Source organism: Pseudomonas sp. GW456-L12 (genome assembly GCF_059424045.1).
Map to the genome: position 1 here is coordinate 39,912 of NZ_JBWKZA010000019.1, position 20,964 is coordinate 60,875.

Consider the following 20,964-nt stretch of genomic DNA (forward strand, 5'->3'; position numbering starts at 1 on the left):
CGGCCTATGGAACTGCTCAACGCCAGCCAACTGCTTGCGGCCTATACCCAGGGCCTGGCGCCCGATGGCCGCGAATCCCTGGTGGTGGTGGCCAAGGGCACGTTCAACCTGCCCCTGGACGGCCGCGCGGCCACCCTCGCCGACACCCAGCAACCGCTGCTGATGGCCGACACTTTTCTCGGCGAGCCCGGCCTCAGCGCGCCGCTGCAGGAAATGGACTTCGCCCCGGTCAAGCCATGCTGCGATGTGCTGGTGCGCGGCAAGGCCTACGCCCCAGGCGGGCGTCCCGTGACACAACTGACCGCGGGCATTCGCGTCGGGCGGATGAGCAAGGCTCTTTCCGTCCTCGGTCCACGGCAATGGCAGTCGGGGCTGTTGGGCGTTGCTCCCGGCTTGCCGCAGCCGTTTACCGAGCAGGACATCTCCTACGCCCGGGCGTTTGGCGGCAGCCATCCGATCGCCAACGACCCCGCGTTGCGCCACTGCTACCTGGACAATCCGATCGGTTGCGGCTGGTACCCGCGCAGCGCTGACAGCGCCGACATCGTCGGTATGCCGATGCCGAGCACCGAGGAGTTGGGCAAATCGATCGACAGCCCCTCTGGCGACTTCCGCCCCATGGCCCTCGGCCCCCTCGGCCGTGGCTGGCCGCAACGCGCCCGCTTCGCCGGCACCTACGACGACGCCTGGCTGGCCGACTGCTTTCCCTTTCTGCCGGCGGATTTCGACCACCGCTACTTTCAGGCGGCCCCTGAGGATCAGCAGACCCACTACCTGCGCGGCGGCGAAGATGTGCTGTTGCTCAACCTCACGCCCCAGGAGCGTGCGGGTTTTCGCATCCCCGAAATGGAGGTGCCGGTGACCTTCTTTCTGAAAAAAGGCGGTCATGAAACCGTGCAGGCGGTGATCGACACCCTGCTGATCGACACCGACACGCAACGCATCGAGATCACCTGGCGCACCAGCCGCCCGCTCAAACGCAACCTGTTCGAAATCGCCCAGGTGCTGGTGGGCACCATGTCCACCGGCTGGTGGCGCGCCCGCGAACTGGGCAAGGATTACTACCCGTCGCTGTCGGCTCTGGTGAAAGCCAAACGCACGCCCGAGGAGACGCCCTGATGGCCGCACTGTGCATCATCGGCTCCGGCATGGTCAGCGCCGTAGGCCTTAGCGCCCCCGCGAGCTGCGCGGCGATCCGCTGCGCCATCGATAACTTCCAGGAGACCCGTTTCATTGACCAGGCAGGGGAATGGTTGATCGGCGCGCCCGTGATCCTGCCTGAGCCGTCCTCCGGATATGCACAACTGGTGGGAATGGCCAGCATGGCCATCGCAGAGTGCCTGTCCGGTCTGTCCGACGAGGACGTCCACGACATACCGCTGCTGCTCGGCGTGGCCGAGAGCGATCGGCCAGGACGCCTGGAGCGCCTGGACGAGTCCTTGCTGCTGGCCATCGAGGAGCGCCTCGGCCAGCGCTTTCACGAGCGCTCCTGTGTGATCCCGCGGGGCCGGGTGAGCGCCGCGGTGGCATTGATCAACGCACGTAGACTCATCGAGCAGGGATGTTCGAAGGTACTGATCGCAGGTGTCGATTCCTATCTCACCGGGGCGACGCTCGCGGCCTATCAGGAGCGAGACCGGCTACTCAGCAGTCATTGCGACAACGGCTTCATTCCTGGCGAAGGAGCTGCGGCGATACTGGTGACGGCCGTGCGGGCCAGCGAAGAGCCGCAACTGCTATGCCTTGGGCTTGGTTTCGGAAGGGAAAAAGCTACTGTCGAAAGCGAGGGGCTGCCATTTCGCGCGGACGGGCTCACTCAGGCGGTGAAAGCGGCGTTCGATGACTGCGGCTTCGGCTTCGAGCATATCGACTATCGTCTCGCCGACCTGACGGGTGAGCAGTATTACTTCAAGGAAGCCGCGCTGGCCCTGAGCCGGACCCTGCGGGTACGCAAGGAGCGCGTCGAGCTCTGGAGCCCCGCGGACTGCATCGGCGAGTGCGGGGCAATGACCGGACCCGCGCTGCTGTGCATTGCCCTGGCTGCCTCGCGCAAAGGCTACGGCCACAGCGCGCAGGTACTCTGCCATTCGAGCAATGATGGGGGCGAGCGAGCGGCGATGGTGCTCGGCTACCAGCGTGTGAGGGCGAACTAGATGGCCAATGAGGTCTACGCCAATGGTCGAGAACTTTCCTGCAAGTCGGCCTCGGGGAAATCGATAGCCTCGTTTCCCGACGTCTGCTTCACCCCGCCACAGGCACCGCCTACCCCCTTGGGCGTACCGATCCCCTATCCGAATACCGGCATGTCGAAGGACACGACGCAGGGCACTCGGACCGTCAAGATCACCGGCAAGGAAGTGATGCTCAAGAATAAGAGCCATTTCAAGAAGAGCTATGGCGACGAGGCAGGTCGAGCGCCGAAGAAAGGCATTATCACCAGTACCAATACCGGGAAGGTCTATTTCATCTCCTGGTCGATGGACGTGAAGTTCGAAGGATTGAACGTCGTTCGCCATCTCGACCTGACCACCCACAACCACAATCCGTCTCCTGGCAACACGGCAACCTGGCCGCACACCTCAAAGATGAAGGCGGCCTTCAAGCCGGGCGGCAAGTGCGCCGGCATGGGACACCTGCGCCTGCAGCCCTATAGCAAGGCCTGTCCGAACACAGCGAGCGGAGCGGCGCAAACCGGCCACCATCTGATACCCGGCCGCTGCATGCGCGGCAAGGCCGGTTACAGTCACTCGAAAGCCCCGGTGATCTGCGTGTCGCGCGGCAACCAACACCAGGGTTCGCACAAGCGCTGCCATGCGAAGTTCGATCCGGTCGAATTGGACCACTTCGACAAGGGCAAGCCGTTCAAATATGAAACCGCACGCAACACTGCGGCCGCCTCGGCAGGAGGCGCACTGAGCCCCCCGCGCGACCTGACGAAAAAAGAGCAGGAGTGCGTCGCCTTCCAGCTCGACCAGTACTACAAGGCCAAGCCGAAGAAAGGACCTGGCTGCACCAACACTTTGAACCTCCGTGCCTCGGGCGCGGCGGGCAAAGTCATACCACCCGCACGTTCCGCACCAGCCCCCGCAGGACGCCCATAGGATCTGAACCATGGCAAAGAGCGAAACCGCCCTCTACTTCACCAACATTATCGCGATCGGACCGGAGCAGGCGCTGCTCGGCGGGCATCTCTATCTGGAGGGCGCGGAACCCAGCGTAACCCGGGTGATGATGATCGACCAGGACGACTGGTTCCATGTCTACGACATTCCCGAGGTGGTCTACAGCGCTCTGCAGAGAGCACCGCTGCGCGGGCAGCAGAAAGGTAACTACTGTTTCCTCGGGCGGGCCGGGCTACTCCGTGAACACCCCTCCGGGCAGTCCAGCACCGACACCACGCTGGACATCGACAATGTCTACCTGATGGACCTCTGCGAGGTGGATGGCGAACTGTATGCCTGCGGCACACAGAACCAGGTATTGAGGCAAAGCAAGGGCGTCTGGCAGCGCATCGACCAGGGGCTCTATGTTCCGTTGGTGGACGAGGTCACGGCCTGCCTGAACGGCATTGACGGGTTCTCGCGCGCCGATGTCTATGCCGTCGGCGATGGCGGCGCCATCTGGCACTGGGACGGCAAAGGCTGGCTGGCATCGGTGGCCCCCACCAACCTGCCGCTTTACTGCGTGCACTGCGCCGCCGATGGTGTGGTGTACATCGGCGGGTCCGGCGGGATCCTGCTACGAGGCAGCGCGCAGGCGGGATGGACAGATATCGGTGATCGCGACCTGTGCGCCGAAGTGCTGGAAAACATGGTTGAGTTCGCCGGCAAGCTCTACGTGACCGCAACCGACCAGTTGCTCGAGTACGACGGCGTGCAGCTGCGCGAGACCAAGGTGCCGCTGAGGGGCAAAAAGGCCTACTACGCCATCGATGCCAAGCCCGATGTGCTGTGGGTGGCAGGCGACGAATGCGTGCTCAGTTTCGACGGCAGCACGTGGCGGCGCCATGTTTGCCCAGAAAACTGATCGATGACGAGCCTCAGTATCGTCATCGACCAGCATATTGAGGAGGCCACCTTTCTGGCCGGCCTGCGCGACCTTGCCGTGCACGCCCCCCACTACGACCTGGCGCACCTGCTCGATCTCGACAAGCGCATCGAAGCTCATCTGGATGCTTTGCAGATAGGCGAGCTAAAGAGCCTGGACCTGGTGCTCCAGCAGCTCAACCCCAATGCCCAGGGCGAGATATTCGCGGCCACGGTGCTGGCCTTCGAAGCCGCCAATACTTGCGCAATGACCCAGTTGGCCGAACATCTGCGCGCCCACCCCGACGGTGCCCGTTATATGGGTGCCGCGCTGGGCTGGCTGGACTGGCCCCGAGTCGAACCCTGGGTGGAGAAGCTGCTCGGCTCGCCGCAAGCGTTGTTTCGCTGCATCGGCCTGGCCGCCTGCGGCATGCACCGGCGTGATCCGGGGGCAGTGTTGATTGCGGGGTTGGCGCATGCCGATGCGGCCGTTATCGCCCAGGCCGCTCGTACTGCCGGCGAGTTGCGCCGTCGTGACCTGATGCCGGCGATTCGTGCCCACCGCCAGCATCAGGATGCAGCCACCCGCTTCTGGGCCAACTGGGCCACCGCGCAGATGGGCGACGAGGAAGCGCTGGAGCCGCTGCGCCAGTTCGCCGAGCAACCGGGTGAATTCCAGTACCGCGCGCTCTGCGTATGGCTGGCCTGGCAAAAGCGCGAGCACAGCATCGCCTGGATCCGCCAGTTGATGCAGAACCCCGAACAGCGGCGCATCGGCATCCAGGCCGTCGGGCTGCTGGGCGACCCGGTCAGCGTGCCCTGGCTGATCCAGCAGATGGGCGACCTGCCGCATGCCCGCGTCGCTGGCGAGGCCTTCAGCCTGATGACTGGCGCCGACCTGGCGCTGCTCGATCTGGAATTGCAGGACCTGCCGGATTTCGATGCCGGCCCGAACGACGACCCTGAGGACTCCAATGTCGTCATGGATCCCGATGAGAACCTGCCCTGGCCCGACCCGAAGTTGATCGCAGCCTGGTGGCAAGCCCATGCAGGCGATTTCCAGGCAGGCGTGGGCTATGTGCTGGGGCTGCGACAGAGCGAAAGCAGTTATCGGCAAGCGCTTGTCCGCGGCCAGCAACGCCAGCGAATCGCCGCGGCCTGCGGCATCGCGCGTTTGCGTCCGACCGAAGTGCTGTTCCCCACCAGCGCACCCGCCTGGCGGCAAAAGGCATTGTTGGGAGAGCCAGCGGCGTTCGGGCGCTGAGCCGGCAGCTGCCCCGGATGGCACCGGGCTACACCAGACAGCCCCCACTAACGCCAGCGCATTTCCCCACGCCTTATCGCGCGACCGACGCCACCCCGCGATTCAGCTGTTCGCGCAGGAACTCGATGAACACCTGCACCGGTCGCGAACCCTGGCGGTGCTGCGGGTAGACCGCCGACAAGGCCAGGGGCGCGGGTTCGAAGCCATCCAGCACCGACACCAGTCGCCCGTCGTTCAGCGCCGCTTCGACGATGAAGGTCGGCAGGTAGGTAATGCCCATGCCGGCGATGGCCGCGTCCTTGAGCAATTCGCCGTTGTTGACCCGCATCCTGCCGGTGACGTTGACCAGCAAGGGCTTATTGCCCTGCCCTTCGAAACGCCACTGCACCTGGCGGCCGTGGCCGTAGGGCAAGCAGTCGTGGCCCTGCAGTTCCTCGGGCTTGAGCGGGGTGCCGCGCTCGGCCAGGTACGCCGGGCTGGCGCAATACACCCGCTGGATCGAGGCGATGCGCCGGGCGATCAGCGTCGAGTCTTCCAGCACGCCGATGCGCAAGGCCAGGTCGTAGCCCTCGCCGAGCAAGTCCACCGGCCGGTCGCTGAGATCGACCTCGACCGCGACATCGCGATAGCGCCGCAGGAACAGCGGCAACAGCTCCCCCAGATGGGCCATGGCGAACGACAGCGGCGCGCTCAGGCGAATGGTGCCCCGGGGTTCGACGGTCTGGCCGGCGATGCCCTGCTCCACCTGTTCAACTTCGCTGAGCAGGCGCAGGGCCGACTCGTAGTAACTCTGCCCCAGGGGCGTCACGTCCAGGCGTCGGGTCGAGCGATTGAGCAGGCGCACGCCCAGGCGTTCTTCCAACTGCATCAGGCGCCGGCTGACGAACTGCTTGGACAGGCCCAGCTGATCCGCCGCCGCGGTGAAGCTGCCGGCGTCCATGACCTGGCAAAAAATACGCATGTCTTCGAACGGGTTCATTGTCACTCTCTGGTTGACAGCTGAACGCTTTATAGCGGCTTTTTCGCGTTCCGGCACCTCATTCCACCTGGAAAACCACATCGCCTGGTTTTACGCCGGCTGCGCCGCCGATCGCAGCCTGCGGCAGCGGCTACAGGGATCGCGCTGTCCGCGAGGCAAAAAAATGCCCGCACAATGGCGGGCATTTTTTCAGCTCAGCGATAACACGAGGCTTATTTGGCAGTGAACGCCGAGTAGCTGTTCATCAGGTTGCGGTAGTTCGGGATACGCTGCGACAGCAGGTTGGCCAGGCCTTCCATGTCGTTGCGCCAGTCGCGCTGCAGCTCGCACGCCACGGAGAACCAGTTGACCAGTTGCGCGCCGGCGGCGGCCATGCGGGCCCAGGCAGCCTGCTGCACCACCTCGTTGAAGGTGCCGGAAGCGTCGGTCACGACGAACACGTCAAAACCTTCTTCCAGTGCGCACAGGGTCGGGAACGCCACGCAGACGTCGGTCACCACGCCAGCGATGATCAGTTGCTTGCGGCCGGTGGCCTTGATCGCCTTGACGAAGTCTTCGTTGTCCCAGGCATTGATCTGGCCTGGGCGAGCGATGTAGGGCGCATCCGGGAACATCTGTTTCAGCTCGGGCACCAGCGGGCCGTTCGGGCCGGATTCGAAGCTGGTGGTGAGGATGGTCGGCAGCTTGAAGAACTTGGCGCAGTCGGCCAGGGCCAGCACGTTGTTCTTGAACTCGTTCGGCGAGAAATCCTGGACCAGCGAGATCAGGCCGGTCTGGTGGTCGACCAGCAGGACAACGGCGTCATTAATGTCCAGACGTTTGTAGGGTACGTTGCTCATGTGAAACTCCTAGGTGGATGGATGTCGCTATGGGTGCCGGCCACTGCGGCCGGCACTGTTGTTGATCGTCAGAAGGCAAAGCACGAGCAGCCGAAGGCGCCCCAGAAACCCTGGAAGTCACTGACCGGCACATTCGACAGGCGCGCCCGCTCGTGGCTGTGGGCATGCACCGCGCACGGGCCGCTGCACTGGTGCACCTGGGCCACCAGCGGCGAGGTCGGACGCCAGTGCCCCGGCACCTTGACCACCGGCGACCAGTCCGGCAGCACCGGCACCATCGGCGGCGAAAGCTTGGAGAAGTCGCCGGCGGCGTACACCACCTTGCCGTCGACCACGGTCAGCACCGACTCGATCCACTTGATGGCCTCTTCCTCGACGCTGAAGAAGTCCGCAGACAGCGCCGCCAGGTCCGCCAGCTGGCCGACCTTGATCTGGCCCTTCTTGCCCTGCTCCGAGGAGAACCAGGCGCTGCCATGGGTGAACAGTTCCAGCGCGGTCTGCCGCGGCAGGCCTTCGGCGTGCAGCTCCATGCCGCCCACGGTCTTGCCGCTGACCATCCAGTACAGCGAGGTCCAGGGGTTGTAGCTGGAGACGCGGGTGGCGTCGGTGCCGGCGCCCACCGGCACGCCTTCGGCCAGCATGCGTTTGATCGGTGGGGTCTGTTCGGCGGCCTTGGCGCCGTAGCGATCGACAAAGTATTCGCCCTGGAACGCCATGCGGTCCTGGATCGCGATGCCGCCACCCAGCGCCCTCACCCGCTCGATGTTTTTCGGCGTGATGGTTTCGGCGTGGTCGAAGAACCACGGCAGGCCATTGAACGGAATGTCGCGGTTGACCTTCTCGAACACGTCGAGCATGCGCGAGATCGATTCGTCGTAGGTGGCGTGCAGGCGGAACGGCCAGCGCTGTTCCACCAGATGGCGCACCACCGGTTCCAGTTCCTGCTCCATGGTCTGCGGCAGGTCCGGACGCGGTTCGAGGAAGTCCTCGAAGTCGGCGGCGGAGAACACCAGCATTTCCCCGGCGCCGTTATGGCGCAGGAAGTCGTCGCCCTGGTGCAGCTTGACGCTGCCGGTCCAGTTCTTGAAGTCGGTGAGTTCTTCCTTGGGCTTCTGGGTGAACAGGTTGTAGGCGATGCGCACCGTCAACTGCTGCTCCCGGGCCAGTTGCTCGATCACCGCGTAGTCGTCCGGGTAGTTCTGGAAACCGCCGCCGGCATCGATGGCGCTGGTCAGGCCGAGGCGATTGAGTTCGCGCATGAACTGGCGGGTCGAGTTGACCTGGTATTCCAGCGGCAGCTTCGGCCCCTTGGCCAGGGTCGAATAGAGAATCATCGCGTTTGGCCGCGCCACCAGCATGCCGGTGGGCTCGCCGTTGCTGTCGCGGACGATCTCGCCGCCCGGCGGGTTCGGCGTGTTGCGGGTGTAGCCGGCGACCCGCAGGGCCGCGCGGTTGAGCAAGGCGCGGTCGTACAGGTGCAGGACGAACACCGGGGTGTCCGGCGCCGCCTGGTTGAGTTCTTCCAGGGTCGGCATGCGTTTTTCGGCGAACTGGAACTCGTTCCAGCCGCCCACCACCCGCACCCACTGCGGGGTTGGCGTGCGGTCGGCCTGGTCCTTGAGCATGCGCAGGGCGTCGGCCAGCGACGGCACGCCTTCCCAGCGCAGTTCCAGGTTGTAGTTCAGGCCGCCGCGGATCAGGTGCAGGTGCGAGTCGTTGAGGCCGGGGATCACCGTGCGGCCCTTGAGGTCGATGACCTGGGTGGCGCTGCCGCGCAGGGCCATGGCCTCGGCATCGGTGCCCACGGCGACGAAGCGCCCCTGGCTGATGGCAACCGCACTGGCGCGGGGCTTCTCACGGTCGACGGTGTGGAATTGACCATTGAACAGAATCAGATCGGCGTTCATCGGATGTCCTTCTGAATGGGAAGAGGCAAGGGACAGGCGCGGCCAGAAAGCCGCCGCGGCGCTGAGCAAGGACCCGGCTGCGAGCAAGTGGCGGCGCAGCGGATCGGTCGGGTCATCGTTATTGGCCATGGCCGGGCTCCAGGTGTCGATCGGTGGCAGAGGCTTGCAACCAGGGGGCGAACAGCCGGGTCGCCAGGGGCATGAACAGATAGACCACCGACAGCACGATGGTCAGGGTGATCAGGAAAGTGGCGACCACGTAATTGCCAAGCCAGGCATTCAGTTGCAGCACAGGCCCCCAGATCAGCGGCACCAGCAGGGTGTGCGGCAGAATTACCAGCATAGTCAACAGCGCCTGTTTCCATCGTGGCGGTGGCGAAGCGGTGTCGGTCTGGATGGAAAACCAGAATTCATGGACCGGGTGGACTTCGGTCTGGTCGCCGTCGGCCAGCATCGGCGCGGCTTCGTCCACCAGTGCCCGGCGTTGCGGCGAGTCGAGCCAGCGCTGCATCGCCTCGGTGGAGCAAAAGCGCAGCACGCAGGTGAACAGGTCGAGGCCGCCGCTCTTGCCGCGAATCACGTCCACGCCCAGATGCCCCTCGTACTGTCCGGCAACCCCGACAATGCGCCGCAACCAGGCTTCATAGGGCGCTTCCAGGCCAGCCTTGACCCGGTGCTTGACGATCAGCGTCACGACCTCATCGGAGTCCGGCCACGCAGTGGCTTCGAGGCGATTGGGATCAGACATAACGCAAGGCTCCGGCGAAACGATCATTGAGGGCCAGCCGTCCCGGGCCGGCGATAAAAATGCTGCTGAACAGGATCAACAACAGCCAGGCGAACTGGCCTTCAGCCAGGCTCCACTGCGGATGCACCACCAGCAGTGCCACCAGCAGCACCGCGAGGATCGGCAGGCACGCCAGGCGCACCGCCACCCCGGCGACAATCAGCAACGGGCACAGCACCTCGGCGAAAATCGCCAGCATCAGCGTCAGGTTGGCGCCCAGCCGGAACGGGTCTTCGATGCGTTGCAGTTGCGCGCTGTAATCGAGCAGTTTCGGCAGGCCGTGCACCCAGAGCAGAAACAGTCCGGCGCTGACTCGCAGAAACAGCAGCCCGAGGTCCCGGGCTCGTTCATCCCATGGTGAAGCGTTCATTGGCGCACCCGCACAATTTGAAAATCCCCGGCATCGACGCCGAGATTGCATGGTGCCGCTGCGCGGTCGGGAAAAATTGAATGTATGTGCTCTCTTGCCGCAGGGACCGGATCGACCGCCCGCGCCTAGGCAGCGTGAATCTTCAAGGGCTCGGACATGAACTGGGCGATCCGCGAGCGCAACCAGCGCTCGGCCGGATCGTTGTCATGCACCCCGCTCCAGGCCATGGACAGCTGCGCCGCCTCGATGGCGAACGGCGGGTCCTCGGCGCGCAAGGCGCAGCCTTCGACCAGGGCACAGGCCGCGTAGTCGGGCACGGTGGCGATCATCTCGGTGCCGGCGAGCAAGGCCCGCAGACCGCTGAACTGCGGCACCCCCAACACCACCCGGCGGCTGCGCCCGACCTTGGCCAGGTCGAGGTCGATATTGCCGCTCAGGTCGCCGGAGAACGACACCATGGCGTGGGGCCGCCGGCAGTATTCATCGAGGGTCAAGGGTTCGGGCCGGTTGTCACCGCGCAGCACCTTGCAGCCGATGTCCCGCAGCTTCTTGCGCTTGGCATTGGCCGGCAATTCAGTGGTGTAGCTGACCCCGACCGAGATCTCCCCGGAGGCCAGCAAGGCCGGCATCAACAGGTAGTTGGCCCGGCGCACCACCACGACTATGCCCGGGGCCTCCTCGCGCAACCGGCTCAACAACGGCGGAAACAGACCGAACTCGGCATCGTCCGACAGGCCGATGCGGAACAGGTCGCAGCTGGTCGCCGGGTCGAATTCCTTGGCCCGGCTGACTGCGCCCGAGATCGCGTCCATCGCCGGTTGCAGCTCCTTGAGGATCACCAGCGCCCGGGCCGTCGGCTCCATCGCACGGCCGTTGCGCAACAGCAGCGGATCGTCGAACAGGTCGCGCAGGCGGCCCAGCGCGGCGCTCACCGCGGGCTGGCCCATGAACAGTTTTTCGGCGACCCGGGTCAGGTTCTTTTCGAACATCAGGGCCTCGAAAATCACCAGCAGGTTCATGTCGATGCGGCGCAGATCGTTACGGTTCATCGGTGCAGTTCCATTGTCTTGTCAGCCATGTACGAGCTATCCAGCGGTAGGCCGCCCCGGCTTGCGGCTTGCGGGAGCATGCACGCCTGCCCCACGGAAAAATTGCAGCCATGTGCTGAGTTGCTGCAGATACGCAACCTGCGGCTGAGCGGAATTAACAACGTTTAACTCGCAAGCCCCCGCGCCACCACCAAGAATGAGGCCCTCTGCGCAGACCTGTTTTCTAAATCGGGAAGCGCCCGGCTCACCCCGCGGTGCGCCGGCGCATGCCCACCGACACGGAATTTCGTCATGGCCCACGCTCAGCACAACGCCGTCAGGGCGTCCGTCCCGCAACCCCGAAAAGCCACCCCTGGCGGCCTTTCTCCCTGGCGCGAAAGCCTGGTCAAGCAAATGATCCTCGACGGCCTGAGCGACACCCTGGAAGTCACCGAACTCGCCCGCGCCTGCGCCCTGTCCCGCAGCCATTTCTCCCGCGCCTTCAAGTGCAGCACCGGCCTGTCCCCTCAGGAATGGATTCGCTGCCAGCGCATCGCCCGGGCCAAGCAACTGATCCGCAGCACCGACCTGACCCTGACGCAGATCAGCCTGGAATGCGGCTTCTGCGACCAGGCGCATTTCTGCCACATCTTCACCCACAGCGAAGGCATCAATCCATTCGCCTGGCGGTGCCGGGTCCTGCGCGCCCGCCCCTGCCTCGACCAGGCGAGCGCATAAGGCCGCGGTTCGAATCTTGTCGTATCACGGGCTTGAATCTGGCAAGCCGCACGGAGATAGCCAAGGCTGTTGCGGTTCATTGAGCGTGAGACCGGCAGGGGGCAATTGGGAAGCCCCCTTGTTGCTCCGTTCTACCCTATTGCATCGATGTCCAGATTGAAGGTGGTGCCCGGGACGTGGCCGCCGACCAAAGCAGCAATCGCACGATCGTTGCTGTCGGCATCTGGCGGCGCCATCGCGAGTTGTTCCTGCGTGCGATTGAAGGGGTGCGCTAGCCAGCGGTCCAGACTCATCGCCAATACCTCGGGCTGATCTGCAACCCGTCCGTATACCTTCGCCTTGGTGACACGTTGGCCGCTCAGGTCTTTCAGTCGCGCGGCGGTCTCTTGCAACCTGCCGATTTCAGCGCGCAGCGGTCCTACGATCTGGTGTTCCCTGACAGAACCGCGTGCCGCCGCCTCCTTTTCTCTCAACTGTGTCTCGAAGTCCTGTAGCGCTTCATGGACCCGATCATACTCAGTCGAAGTCACCAGGGGACACCCCTCCTGCAGAGCCTCTTGCGCACGGCGCAAGGCGGCCCAGCAATGCGGGATGTAGCTGACGACCATCTTGTGGTGGGCGTTATCCACCATTTGTTGCAGCAGCCCCCCTCGCTTTGGCAAACCATTCTTGGCATCCAGCGCCTTGGCGCAGACCGCCGCACCACCCCGCTCGGTAATCGTTTTACACCCGGGCGTCCAAAGGATTGCGGACTTGTGGCCATCGGCAAACGACACTGGCATGAAATGCCGCAGTTCGCCGTGGTGCGTATAGGGTTCGCCGGCAATGTTGACGGGACTGAGGAGCAAGACCGCCCCTCCGAGGGCAGGATTGAAGAACGTAAGCACAGCGCCCATCCCCGACATACGCCAGGACGTGTTCATCCAGGTCGCCGGGACACTCGGCACCGGGTCGTTCTGGTTGACTATGCGGTGGTGCACCAAAGCCTTGGCGTTTTCCACGAAGGTCTTGTCGCCTACGCGTGGGCTGCCGTAGGTGTAGAGCACAATATTTGCAGCATATTTTTGGTTGCTCCGCAGCATTTCAGCGACCAACAGGGCCACCGCACCGCCCAGGCTGTGGCCGGTGATCACCAGCTTTTGCCCACTGTAGAATTTGTCCAGATATGTGGTGACGAAGGTCCGAACGGCCTTTGCGGAATCATAGAAGCCGCTATGCACCTTGCCATTGGTCTTCTCGAAGGGTACTTGGGCAGCATCCAAGTCACGCAGCACATCAGCGCCACCGGCTGTCCCCCGTACCGCCAGCAAAACCAACTCATCGTTATGGGTGATGAACGCCTGAGAATCAGTGCGATCATCTTTTTTCGCATCGTCAAAGTAGTGAAGCCTGTCGGGATGCTCCTGTCTCACCCCCAGGTCGGGGCTGTTCACATCCGGGTACAACTCTGGGTCGAAGGGTACGATCTCTAGACGTTTGGAATACGCTACATCGGCATACAAGGGGTAATAGGTCTTCCCGCCCGCCTGTTGCGCGTCCACTTGCCAAATCTCATCAGACTTGGCCAAGGCATCGCCAAACCAGTTCCCGACGCTAGGTTGCGTCGGGAAGCTCACGCTATCGCTCACCACCGGCTGTGTAGCAGGGACCTGACCAAACGGGCTGTAGCTCAGGGTTGCCATCAGGGCCAACTGGTACAGGTTGAGTGAGCAGAATTCTTCGCCCGTGGACAGGACCGGACTCAGTGCCCGCAGCGGACGCACCTCCAGCACATGGTGTTTGTTCGGTAATAGCGCAATGCCCTGCACCTTAGGAGGCGTGGGGCCAAATCCCAATTCCGCCATGGCGGTCGCCTCTGAGGGCCGGCGCATCAGCGAGTGCACATGGTGCTGGGGTGGAAAGTTGCGGGGTGCCAGCGGCGGTAGGTGGGCACGATGCGCCACCAATTCGCCCACCTCGACCTGGCAGAAGAAACCGGCTTGGGCTTGCGCGGGGTTGGACTGAGTTCGGGCGCCGCTTGGGTTCAGAAAGCGGGTCTTTTCGGCGCGTACTTGCAACTCGGTAATGGGCAGCGGGTAATGGTCTCTCCCACTTAAAGCGGTATAGATATCTTCAAGTCCTTGATAGGCTTGATCAACCTTGAGCACTACCGGCCCGCAATAGTGTCGAGTGACCTTGCCTGTGCCTGTTTCGTCCAGGACACCCAGGTAAATGGCGCCCTCGTAATCGGTGGCCTCATAGGCCAAACCGGCATAGGGTGTGCCGTCACCCCTTTCGTCCACCAGTTGAAAGCTGGTCGAATGTGTCTGCATCGGACAAGCATGCATGCGCGTATCGAAGAAAGGCCGCTCCCATTCTTCCATCGGCTCAAGGCTCATGGGGTCACCTCCTTGTCTTCGGTGCAACCTGGATAGATGGTGCAGATGCGGCCACCGGGCATTCTGAATGTGCTGAAATCCTTGTAGTTGCCATAGCAAAACGCGTATTGGTCTGCGAAGTTTTCTCCCATGCAACGCTTCCAACCACCAGGCACCTTGACCCAAGTGTCTCCGACAGCAGGCCTTTCCTCATCGGCCAGCTTGATTTTCATCTTCACGGTTTTACCCGGCAGATCGTCGAGGGTATAGGCTGCGAAAGGTCGGCTCTTCAGCATCTCGCCAGACGCATCCATCTTTTTGCAGTCGAGGATCTTTACGATACGACGCAGGCCACCAGACGTACGGAACAACCACTGGCACTGGCCGGAAAACTCGCTTTCCCCAGTGGAGTTGAATGTGCCTTTATGCTCAGCCGGGAGCTCTTCACGTACGACAACCTTGGCCCAGTCACGTCCAAAATCCCCTCGATCCTTGCCATAGGTCGCGTTGAGCTGCAGCTCGACGTGATCGATCACCAGCTCGCACCCCTTGCGAGTCCGACGTATCTCGATTTGGGCGTCGGGTTTGTATTCGGTGCGCCACTCACGGTTGAACTGCGGCACCCGATTGTCTGCCCTCGGCACGGTGCAGGTTTGCCCTTTGGCGGGCACGTAATACACCGACGCGACATAGGCGAAGTCCGGTGGCAGGTCGGCCGTAAAGGTGAAGCTGTTGGACGTGGCGACGCAGCCCTGCGTCAGTGCCAGACAACTGCCAAGCATCAGACTTTGCAGGGTTCGTTTCACAGCCTCCTGAAAACTGCTCGAATGTGTCCGCATCGGACAAGCATGCATGCGCGTCTCGAAGAAAGGCCGCTCCCATTCTTCCATCGGCTCAAGGCTCATGGAGTCACCTCCTTGTCTTCGGTGCAACCTGGATAGATGGTGCAGCTGCGGCCATCAGGCATTCTGAAGGTACTGAAGTCTTTGTAGTTGCCGTAGCAGAATGCATATTGGTCTTCGAATCCTTTGCCCATGCAACGCTTCCAACCACCGGGCACCTTGACCCAGGTGTCCTTCATGTACGGCCTTTCCTCATCAGCCAGCTTGATCTTCATCTTCACGGTTTTACCCGGCAGCTCGTCGAGGGTATAGGCCGCAAAGGGACGGCTCTTCAATCGCTCGCCGGATGCATCGGTCTTTTTGCAGTCGAGAATCTTGGTGATATAGCGGTTAGGGCCAATCGTGCGGAATAGCCACTGGCACTGACCGGAAAACTCACTTTCCCCAGCGGCGTTGAACGTACCTTTAACCGCTTCTGGCAGTTCTGTGCGCACCGAAACCTGGGCATACTCACGCCCTAAATCACTCCAGTCCTTACCATAGGTCGCGTTGATTTCCAGCTCGACGTAATCGATCACCAGTTCGCAACCCTTGCGAGTCCGACGTATCTCGATTTGCGCATCCGGCTTGTATTCGGTGCGCCACTCACGGTTGAACTGCGGCGCCAGATTATCTGCCGTCGACACGGTGCAGGTTTGCCCTTTGGCGGGCACGTAATACACCGACGCGACATAGGCGAAGTCCGGTGGCAGGTCGGCCGTGAGGGTAAAGCTGTTGGACTTGCCCAGGGCGGCGCAGCCCTGTACCAGCGCCAGGCTGCTGACAAGAATCAGGCTTTGAAGGGTTCGGTTCATACGGCGGCATCTCCTTGCCAAAACTGCACTTGCTGATACACACGCTGAAAATGCGTCAGGGGTGTTTCGTCGAGTTGAGGTGACCAGAACCTGGGCAGTGCATCGCCTGGTGCTTGCAAGCGTTGAACGAGCAGGAACCGGACTTGCTCTGGCGCCTGCCAGCCCCACGCGCGGGCCAACTCTAACTGAGCCTGTAGCCAGGTGTCCGCATCCTGTTGCCTGGCAAGTTCGGCCAGCCGCTCCATCTGCTCAACCATCAGGTAGCGCCGGGCGTTATCGATTTGTATGCCTGCCGCCGTGTCCGCGGTCGGCGGGACAGCGAGCCACGCCGGGGCGGGTGGCACCGGGTATTCGCCCGGGGCGGGATTGTAGGCGGCCGCCCATTGCCCATCCTGCCAGTAACACACGCTGGCTATCGGCCCGAGGAATTCGCTGCGTTGTTCGGGACGCAGGTGTGCCAAGGCTCGCCCCAGGACACGATTGTCATGAAAACGATAGAGGGCCTGGTTCGGCCGCTCCCCCGTTACCAGGCGGGCGCGCCAATGGCGGGCCAGTTGATCCAGATCGCCGCTTGCGCTGCTGGCCAGCCAGCCCCAATGACGCTCCGGCGTTTTGAGCAAGACCTGGATGGCTGGATGATCCAGCGTATCGAGCTGAAAAAGGTATGGGCCTATTGCTGCCAGCGCGCTGGCGGGCGTACCGCTATACAGATTGCTGTACTGGTCGTTATCCCTCTCGTTGAGCAGCGCATTGCGCTCATCCAGCTGACCAACGGAGTCCAGTATCAGGTAGAGGCGCTGGCCGAGCTCACCCTGGACGCGCATCCATTGTTCGGGCGTACTCATGCAACCTCTCCAATAGCGCACTGTCCGTCGCGGCAGGCTTCGCAGAGTGGGCAGAAGTCCGCAGCGCGTTGCCTGGCGGCGGCAACGAGCGCCAACGAATTGGCAACGCTGGTCTGCGGCTCCTCGGCCAGTGCCTGTAGGATCTGTTGCGGCGCAATCCCTGCCACCGGGGCTCCGCCCTGAACGATCGGCACGCTGCTGAAGATCCCCCCAGGGGTAATGACGATGTGCTGGCCGCCTGCTTTAAGCGTCAGGCTTGTACTCGCATCAACCACCACATGGGTAGCGGTGACGCGGGCCTGGGGCCCCGCTTGCACGACCCAGGTTCCGCCTACGGTGATGCTGCCATTGCCCGAGATGGAGAGCAGTTCATTGCCGCCGATCTGGGTGTTCCGTACGCCTTGGGTAGTGTGCAGTTCATCACCCTTGATCAGGCTGGAGCTGTTGCTGCCCACCTGATCAAAGCGGTCGTTGCCGATCAGGCTATGGCTGTCCCGGATGATCTGTTCGCGCCGGTCGTTGCCGATTTGGGTGTCGCTGTCGTTGAGGATCAGCTGCTCGATGTCGCGCTGCGCACGCAGGTAGACTTTTTCCTGCCCGGCACGGTCCTCGATCGACAGTTCGTTGTAGCCGCCGCTGTCCGGCGTGCTGCGGCTGCGTAACACGGTCTTGCTTTTGTTCGCCGGTAACGCGTAAGGCACGGGTGTAGTCTTGTTCGGCACAACGCCCGTAATTAAAGGATTGTCCGGGTTGCCTTCGAGGAAAGTCACCACCACTTCCATGCCGATCCTCGGGATGCTCACTGCACCAAAGTTCTCCCCCGCCCAACTTGAAGAAACCCGTAGCCAGCAGCTGCTTTTGTCGCTACCCAGCTCCCGTCGGTCCCAATGGAGTTCGACCTTCACCCTGCCAAACTCATCGCAGAAGATTTCCTCGCCGGTCGGGCCGGTGACCCGGGCGGTCTGGCAGCCCAGCAGGGGCCGGTGCGTCAGCAGCGGCGGACGGAAAAACACGTCCCACGGAATCGCAGTGAAGCTGTTGCGATAGCCCTGGGTGAAGCCGTCTTCGGGCTGGGTGTCGCTAGGGACGGACTCTTCGAGTGACTGCGGTTGTCGGCCGCAATGCGTGACGCTCAGCAACAACCACAAGTCGTTGCAACTGTTGCGCGGGTGTCCGGTCAGGTTGAAGAAGTGCCCACTGCGCAGCGTCGGCTGATCGCTTTGGCCTTCGGCCAACTGGTAATCGACACGGTGCCGTTCCAGGGCCTGCCTGGCCAACACTCTGCCGCGCTCCAGCGTGGTGATCGGCGCTGGGTAACTGTAGTCCTCAAGCACCGGCTGGAAGTCCGCGGTGAATTGGCTTTCGAGCAACAGACTCGGACGTTTCAGATCGTAATCGCGACGCGTCACGGTGCTGGCACGAGTGCTGAAGCGCTGGGAGAACCGGCTGACCACCGGATGGTCCGCTACCGTGCCGGTGTCCTGCTGATAGGGTGTATCCCCCAACAGGGGGAAACAGGTCTGGTCATCGCTGAACACCAGCCGATGGCCCTCGGCCGAGTGCTGGTGGTGCCAGGCGATGCCGTCCTCGGCGCACAAGCGCTGGATGAACTCGAAATCGCTTTCCCCGTACTGGGTGCAGTATTCGCGCTCCGGACTGGTACTGACATTGAAGGTGTAGACGTCGGCCTGGATGCCGTGGCCACCCAGCACCTGGGCGATGATTTGCGGCACTGTCAGGTGCTGGAAGATCCGCTGGTTGCAGCTGAATTGCAGGTAGTGCAGCACCGGCACCAGGGTCAGGTGATAGCGCGTCAGGCGCTTGCCTGCCTCGCCCACGTACAGGTCTTCGATCTGCCCATGAAGGCCTTCGCCGTTCAGCCCGAACCGAAGGAAGGCCGGCTGATTGAGCAGGCTTTCCAGATCGACGTCAGGGTTCTCGCTGACCAGCTCGACGCGGATCCCATAGAGGGTGCTGAGGGCTTCGGTGCCGTCGAAAGCCAGTACCTTGAAGTCATGGCGGACGGCTGGGATCGATAGCGTGAAGTGCGCGGTGTTGGCGGGCGCAAACATTTAGCTTTTCCTTAAGCGAGACAGCGGGCCTTTCAATGACCCGGAGCAAATGGCTGGCAGGACATTAGCAATGTCGCCCCCCAACGTCTGCGGGACTTTACTTAAAGTCGATGGGGATTTTGAGAGGATTCCAAGGGCCGGATAGGCGTCAGGCGGTCGGCAGTCAGGTCAGGTTTCGCAAAGCACCGGCATAGGTTGAACTCGTCCAAGCAATGGATAAACCTGCTGTATCAGACTGCGGCGTAGTCCAGCAAACTTCGGTACGGGAATCATCGTGAGATAAAAAAACGCCGGGGGGCAAAACCTCCCGGCGTTTTTTCATGGGTCAGGCGCGGGTCGCCGAACCACTCAGGCCTCGATGAACGCCAGCAGGTCGGTGTTGAGCTGATCCTTGTGGGTGTCGGTCAGGCCATGGGGCGCGCCTGGGTAGACCAGCAGCTTCGCGTCCTTGACCAGCTTGGCCGAGGCGATGCCGGCGGCTTCGATCGGCACGATCTGGTCGGCGTCGCCGTGCACCACCAGGGTCGGCACGTCGAACTTCTTCAGGTCTTCGGTGAAGTCGGTTTCGGAGAAGGCCTTGATGCAGTCATAGGCGTTCTTGTGGCCCGCCGTCATGCCCTGCATCCAGAACCAGTCGATCATGCCCTGGGACGGCTTGGCGCCAGGCTGATTGAAACCGAAGAACGGCCCGCTGGCGACGTCCTTGTACAGCTGCGAACGGTCGGCCAGGGACGCTTCGCGCAGGCCGTCGAAGACCTCGATCGGCAGGCCGCCGGGGTTGGCCGCGGTCCTGAGCATCAGCGGCGGCACCGCGGAAATCAGCCCGGCCTTGGCGACCCGCGCCGTGCCGTGGCGACCGATGTAGCGCGCCACTTCGCCACCGCCGGTGGAGAAGCCGAACAGCACCGCGTCTTGCAGGTCCAGGTGTTCGAGCAACTGCGCCAGGTCGTCGGCGTAGGTGTCCATCTCGTTGCCCGACCAGGGCTGGCTGGAGCGGCCATGCCCGCGGCGATCATGGGCGATGACCCGGTAGCCCCTGGATGCCAGGAAGATCATCTGCGACTCCCAGCTGTCGGCATTCAGCGGCCAGCCATGGCTGAAGACGACGGGTTGGCCGCTGCCCCAGTCCTTGTAATAGATCTCGGTACCGTCGCGGGTGGTGAATGTGCTCATGGCGTTTTTGCTCCTTCAGGGGGTTGGGTGACTCAAATCGACGAATGGCCCAGGCGCTCGGCCAGGCGCGCCACCCGCTCGCCCAGGTGCGCGGCGGTGCGGCGGTCTCCCAGGGGCGGCGCGTGTTCGGGGGACTGTTCGACATTCGACTGGGCCATGGCGCCCAGGGAACTGCCGAGGCGATTCAACTGGCCATCGAACACCCCGCGGCTGGAGCGCGCCGGCAGCAGGTCGAGGCCGACCCAGATCATCGAGTGCTGGGCCGCGAAGACCGCCATCTGCAATAAGGTGTTGAGCTTGTCGCCACACAGGCAACCGGAATTGGTGAAGCCGGCGGCGAGCTTGTCGCGCCAGGGCTGGGCCAGGTAGAACGCCGCGGTGGCCTCCATGAACCCCTTGAACGGCGCCGAGGCGCTGCCCATGTAGGTCGGCGCGCCGAAGATGATGGCGTCGGCCCGGTGCAGGCACTCCCACTGCTCGTGCACCTCCTCCACCGGAATCAGCCGGCAGGCGCTGCCCAGGTGACTCTCCACCCCCTGGGCCACGGCTTCGGCCATGACCCGGGTATGGCCATAGCCACTGTGATAGACCACCACCACCTTGCTCATTCCGGCATCCTCCAGAGGTGTTCATCCCTTTTTTCTTCGCGTGGCACGCACAACCGTCCCTTCGATTAGCCAAGGCGACGGCCTCGAGTTTTGGGCATAGAGCGCAGGCAGGACGAGTTAAACGTTGTTAATTTTCAATGGCGCGGGCACCGCCCCTGCCTGCTCCTCGCCAAGGCCACGGCCAATGAATACAGGCGCCATCGCCGGCAAGAAGATTGCTGCGGCCAATGCAGTCGATGCGCGCTCATCCGCGCCGCGTTGCGTTGTTCGGGAAAC

General features: G+C 62.9%; 19 protein-coding genes. 6 read left to right on the forward strand and 13 right to left on the reverse strand.

Features of this window, described 5'->3' with window-relative positions; genetic code table 11:
* Positions 1 to 6: 6 nt before the first annotated feature.
* The 5 genes from AC07Y9_RS21630 to AC07Y9_RS21650 are packed head-to-tail and all read left to right on the forward strand — an operon-like array spanning position 7 to position 5,289.
* The gene (locus tag AC07Y9_RS21630; protein ID WP_102680761.1) at positions 7 to 1,119 is read left to right on the forward strand and encodes a DUF2169 family type VI secretion system accessory protein; all 1,113 of its coding nucleotides are present in this window, start codon (positions 7 to 9) and stop codon (positions 1,117 to 1,119) included.
* Positions 1,119 to 2,153 carry a 3-oxoacyl-ACP synthase gene (locus tag AC07Y9_RS21635; RefSeq protein ID WP_102680760.1) on the forward strand — a complete coding sequence of 345 codons (1,035 nt, stop codon included), beginning with the start codon at positions 1,119 to 1,121 and terminating at the stop codon, positions 2,151 to 2,153. Before AC07Y9_RS21630 ends, AC07Y9_RS21635 begins: the two co-directional genes overlap by 1 nt.
* Positions 2,154 to 3,101: a DUF4150 domain-containing protein gene (locus tag AC07Y9_RS21640; RefSeq protein WP_009044350.1), complete on the forward strand. Its 948-nt coding sequence runs from the start codon at positions 2,154 to 2,156 to the stop codon at positions 3,099 to 3,101.
* Between the two features lie 10 nt (positions 3,102 to 3,111).
* The gene (locus tag AC07Y9_RS21645) at positions 3,112 to 4,026 is read left to right on the forward strand and encodes a beta propeller repeat protein (protein WP_102680759.1); all 915 of its coding nucleotides are present in this window, start codon (positions 3,112 to 3,114) and stop codon (positions 4,024 to 4,026) included.
* Positions 4,027 to 4,029: 3 nt separating this feature from the next.
* Positions 4,030 to 5,289 (forward strand): TIGR02270 family protein, encoded by a 1,260-nt coding sequence (locus AC07Y9_RS21650; protein WP_102680758.1) that lies wholly within the window; start codon positions 4,030 to 4,032, stop codon positions 5,287 to 5,289.
* Positions 5,290 to 5,362: 73 nt separating this feature from the next.
* On the opposite strand, the gene AC07Y9_RS21655 is transcribed toward AC07Y9_RS21650, so the two are convergent.
* The 6 genes from AC07Y9_RS21655 to AC07Y9_RS21680 all read right to left on the reverse strand — a co-directional run bounded on the left by AC07Y9_RS21655 (position 5,363) and on the right by AC07Y9_RS21680 (position 11,220).
* On the reverse strand, positions 5,363 to 6,268 hold the full coding sequence (locus AC07Y9_RS21655; protein ID WP_102680757.1) for a LysR family transcriptional regulator: 906 nt from the start codon (positions 6,266 to 6,268) through the stop codon (positions 5,363 to 5,365).
* Between the two features lie 212 nt (positions 6,269 to 6,480).
* Positions 6,481 to 7,107: an isochorismate family cysteine hydrolase YcaC gene (gene ycaC, locus AC07Y9_RS21660; protein WP_007924341.1), complete on the reverse strand. Its 627-nt coding sequence runs from the start codon at positions 7,105 to 7,107 to the stop codon at positions 6,481 to 6,483.
* A 68-nt stretch (positions 7,108 to 7,175) separates the two neighbouring features.
* Positions 7,176 to 9,014 (reverse strand): amidohydrolase, encoded by a 1,839-nt coding sequence (locus tag AC07Y9_RS21665; protein WP_053262080.1) that lies wholly within the window; start codon positions 9,012 to 9,014, stop codon positions 7,176 to 7,178.
* 118 nt (positions 9,015 to 9,132) lie between these two features.
* The gene (locus AC07Y9_RS21670; protein WP_102680756.1) at positions 9,133 to 9,762 is read right to left on the reverse strand and encodes an antibiotic biosynthesis monooxygenase; all 630 of its coding nucleotides are present in this window, start codon (positions 9,760 to 9,762) and stop codon (positions 9,133 to 9,135) included.
* On the reverse strand, positions 9,755 to 10,171 hold the full coding sequence (locus AC07Y9_RS21675) for a DoxX family protein (RefSeq protein ID WP_087092193.1): 417 nt from the start codon (positions 10,169 to 10,171) through the stop codon (positions 9,755 to 9,757). The genes AC07Y9_RS21670 and AC07Y9_RS21675 overlap by 8 nt, the downstream gene beginning before the upstream one ends.
* 125 nt (positions 10,172 to 10,296) lie before the next feature.
* Positions 10,297 to 11,220, reverse strand: a complete 924-nt coding sequence (locus AC07Y9_RS21680; RefSeq protein WP_102680755.1) for a LysR family transcriptional regulator — start codon at positions 11,218 to 11,220, stop codon at positions 10,297 to 10,299.
* Positions 11,221 to 11,511: 291 nt separating this feature from the next.
* On the opposite strand from AC07Y9_RS21680, the gene AC07Y9_RS21685 reads away from it, so the two are divergent.
* A complete protein-coding gene (locus AC07Y9_RS21685; RefSeq protein WP_102680754.1) occupies positions 11,512 to 11,937 on the forward strand; it encodes a helix-turn-helix domain-containing protein in 426 nt (141 codons plus the stop codon).
* 131 nt (positions 11,938 to 12,068) lie between these two features.
* Here the strand turns inward: AC07Y9_RS21685 and AC07Y9_RS21690 are convergent, their stop codons facing one another.
* From AC07Y9_RS21690 to AC07Y9_RS21720, 7 genes are all read right to left on the reverse strand, one after another.
* The gene (locus tag AC07Y9_RS21690) at positions 12,069 to 14,315 is read right to left on the reverse strand and encodes a lipase family protein (RefSeq protein WP_102680753.1); all 2,247 of its coding nucleotides are present in this window, start codon (positions 14,313 to 14,315) and stop codon (positions 12,069 to 12,071) included.
* The gene (locus AC07Y9_RS21695) at positions 14,312 to 15,100 is read right to left on the reverse strand and encodes a hypothetical protein (RefSeq protein ID WP_102680780.1); all 789 of its coding nucleotides are present in this window, start codon (positions 15,098 to 15,100) and stop codon (positions 14,312 to 14,314) included. Before AC07Y9_RS21695 ends, AC07Y9_RS21690 begins: the two co-directional genes overlap by 4 nt.
* 95 nt (positions 15,101 to 15,195) lie before the next feature.
* Positions 15,196 to 15,990: a hypothetical protein gene (locus tag AC07Y9_RS21700; protein ID WP_087092197.1), complete on the reverse strand. Its 795-nt coding sequence runs from the start codon at positions 15,988 to 15,990 to the stop codon at positions 15,196 to 15,198.
* Complete coding sequence (locus AC07Y9_RS21705; protein WP_102680752.1) at positions 15,987 to 16,835, reverse strand: DUF4123 domain-containing protein; 849 nt, start codon at positions 16,833 to 16,835, stop codon at positions 15,987 to 15,989. The genes AC07Y9_RS21700 and AC07Y9_RS21705 overlap by 4 nt, the downstream gene beginning before the upstream one ends.
* Entirely contained in the window at positions 16,832 to 18,907 is a 2,076-nt protein-coding gene (locus tag AC07Y9_RS21710; protein ID WP_087092199.1) for a type VI secretion system Vgr family protein, read from the reverse strand. The genes AC07Y9_RS21705 and AC07Y9_RS21710 overlap by 4 nt, the downstream gene beginning before the upstream one ends.
* Before the next feature lie 348 nt (positions 18,908 to 19,255).
* Entirely contained in the window at positions 19,256 to 20,080 is an 825-nt protein-coding gene (locus AC07Y9_RS21715; RefSeq protein ID WP_102680751.1) for an alpha/beta fold hydrolase, read from the reverse strand.
* A gap of 32 nt (positions 20,081 to 20,112) precedes the next feature.
* A complete protein-coding gene (locus tag AC07Y9_RS21720; protein ID WP_102680750.1) occupies positions 20,113 to 20,688 on the reverse strand; it encodes a flavodoxin family protein in 576 nt (191 codons plus the stop codon).
* Positions 20,689 to 20,964 lie beyond the last annotated feature (276 nt).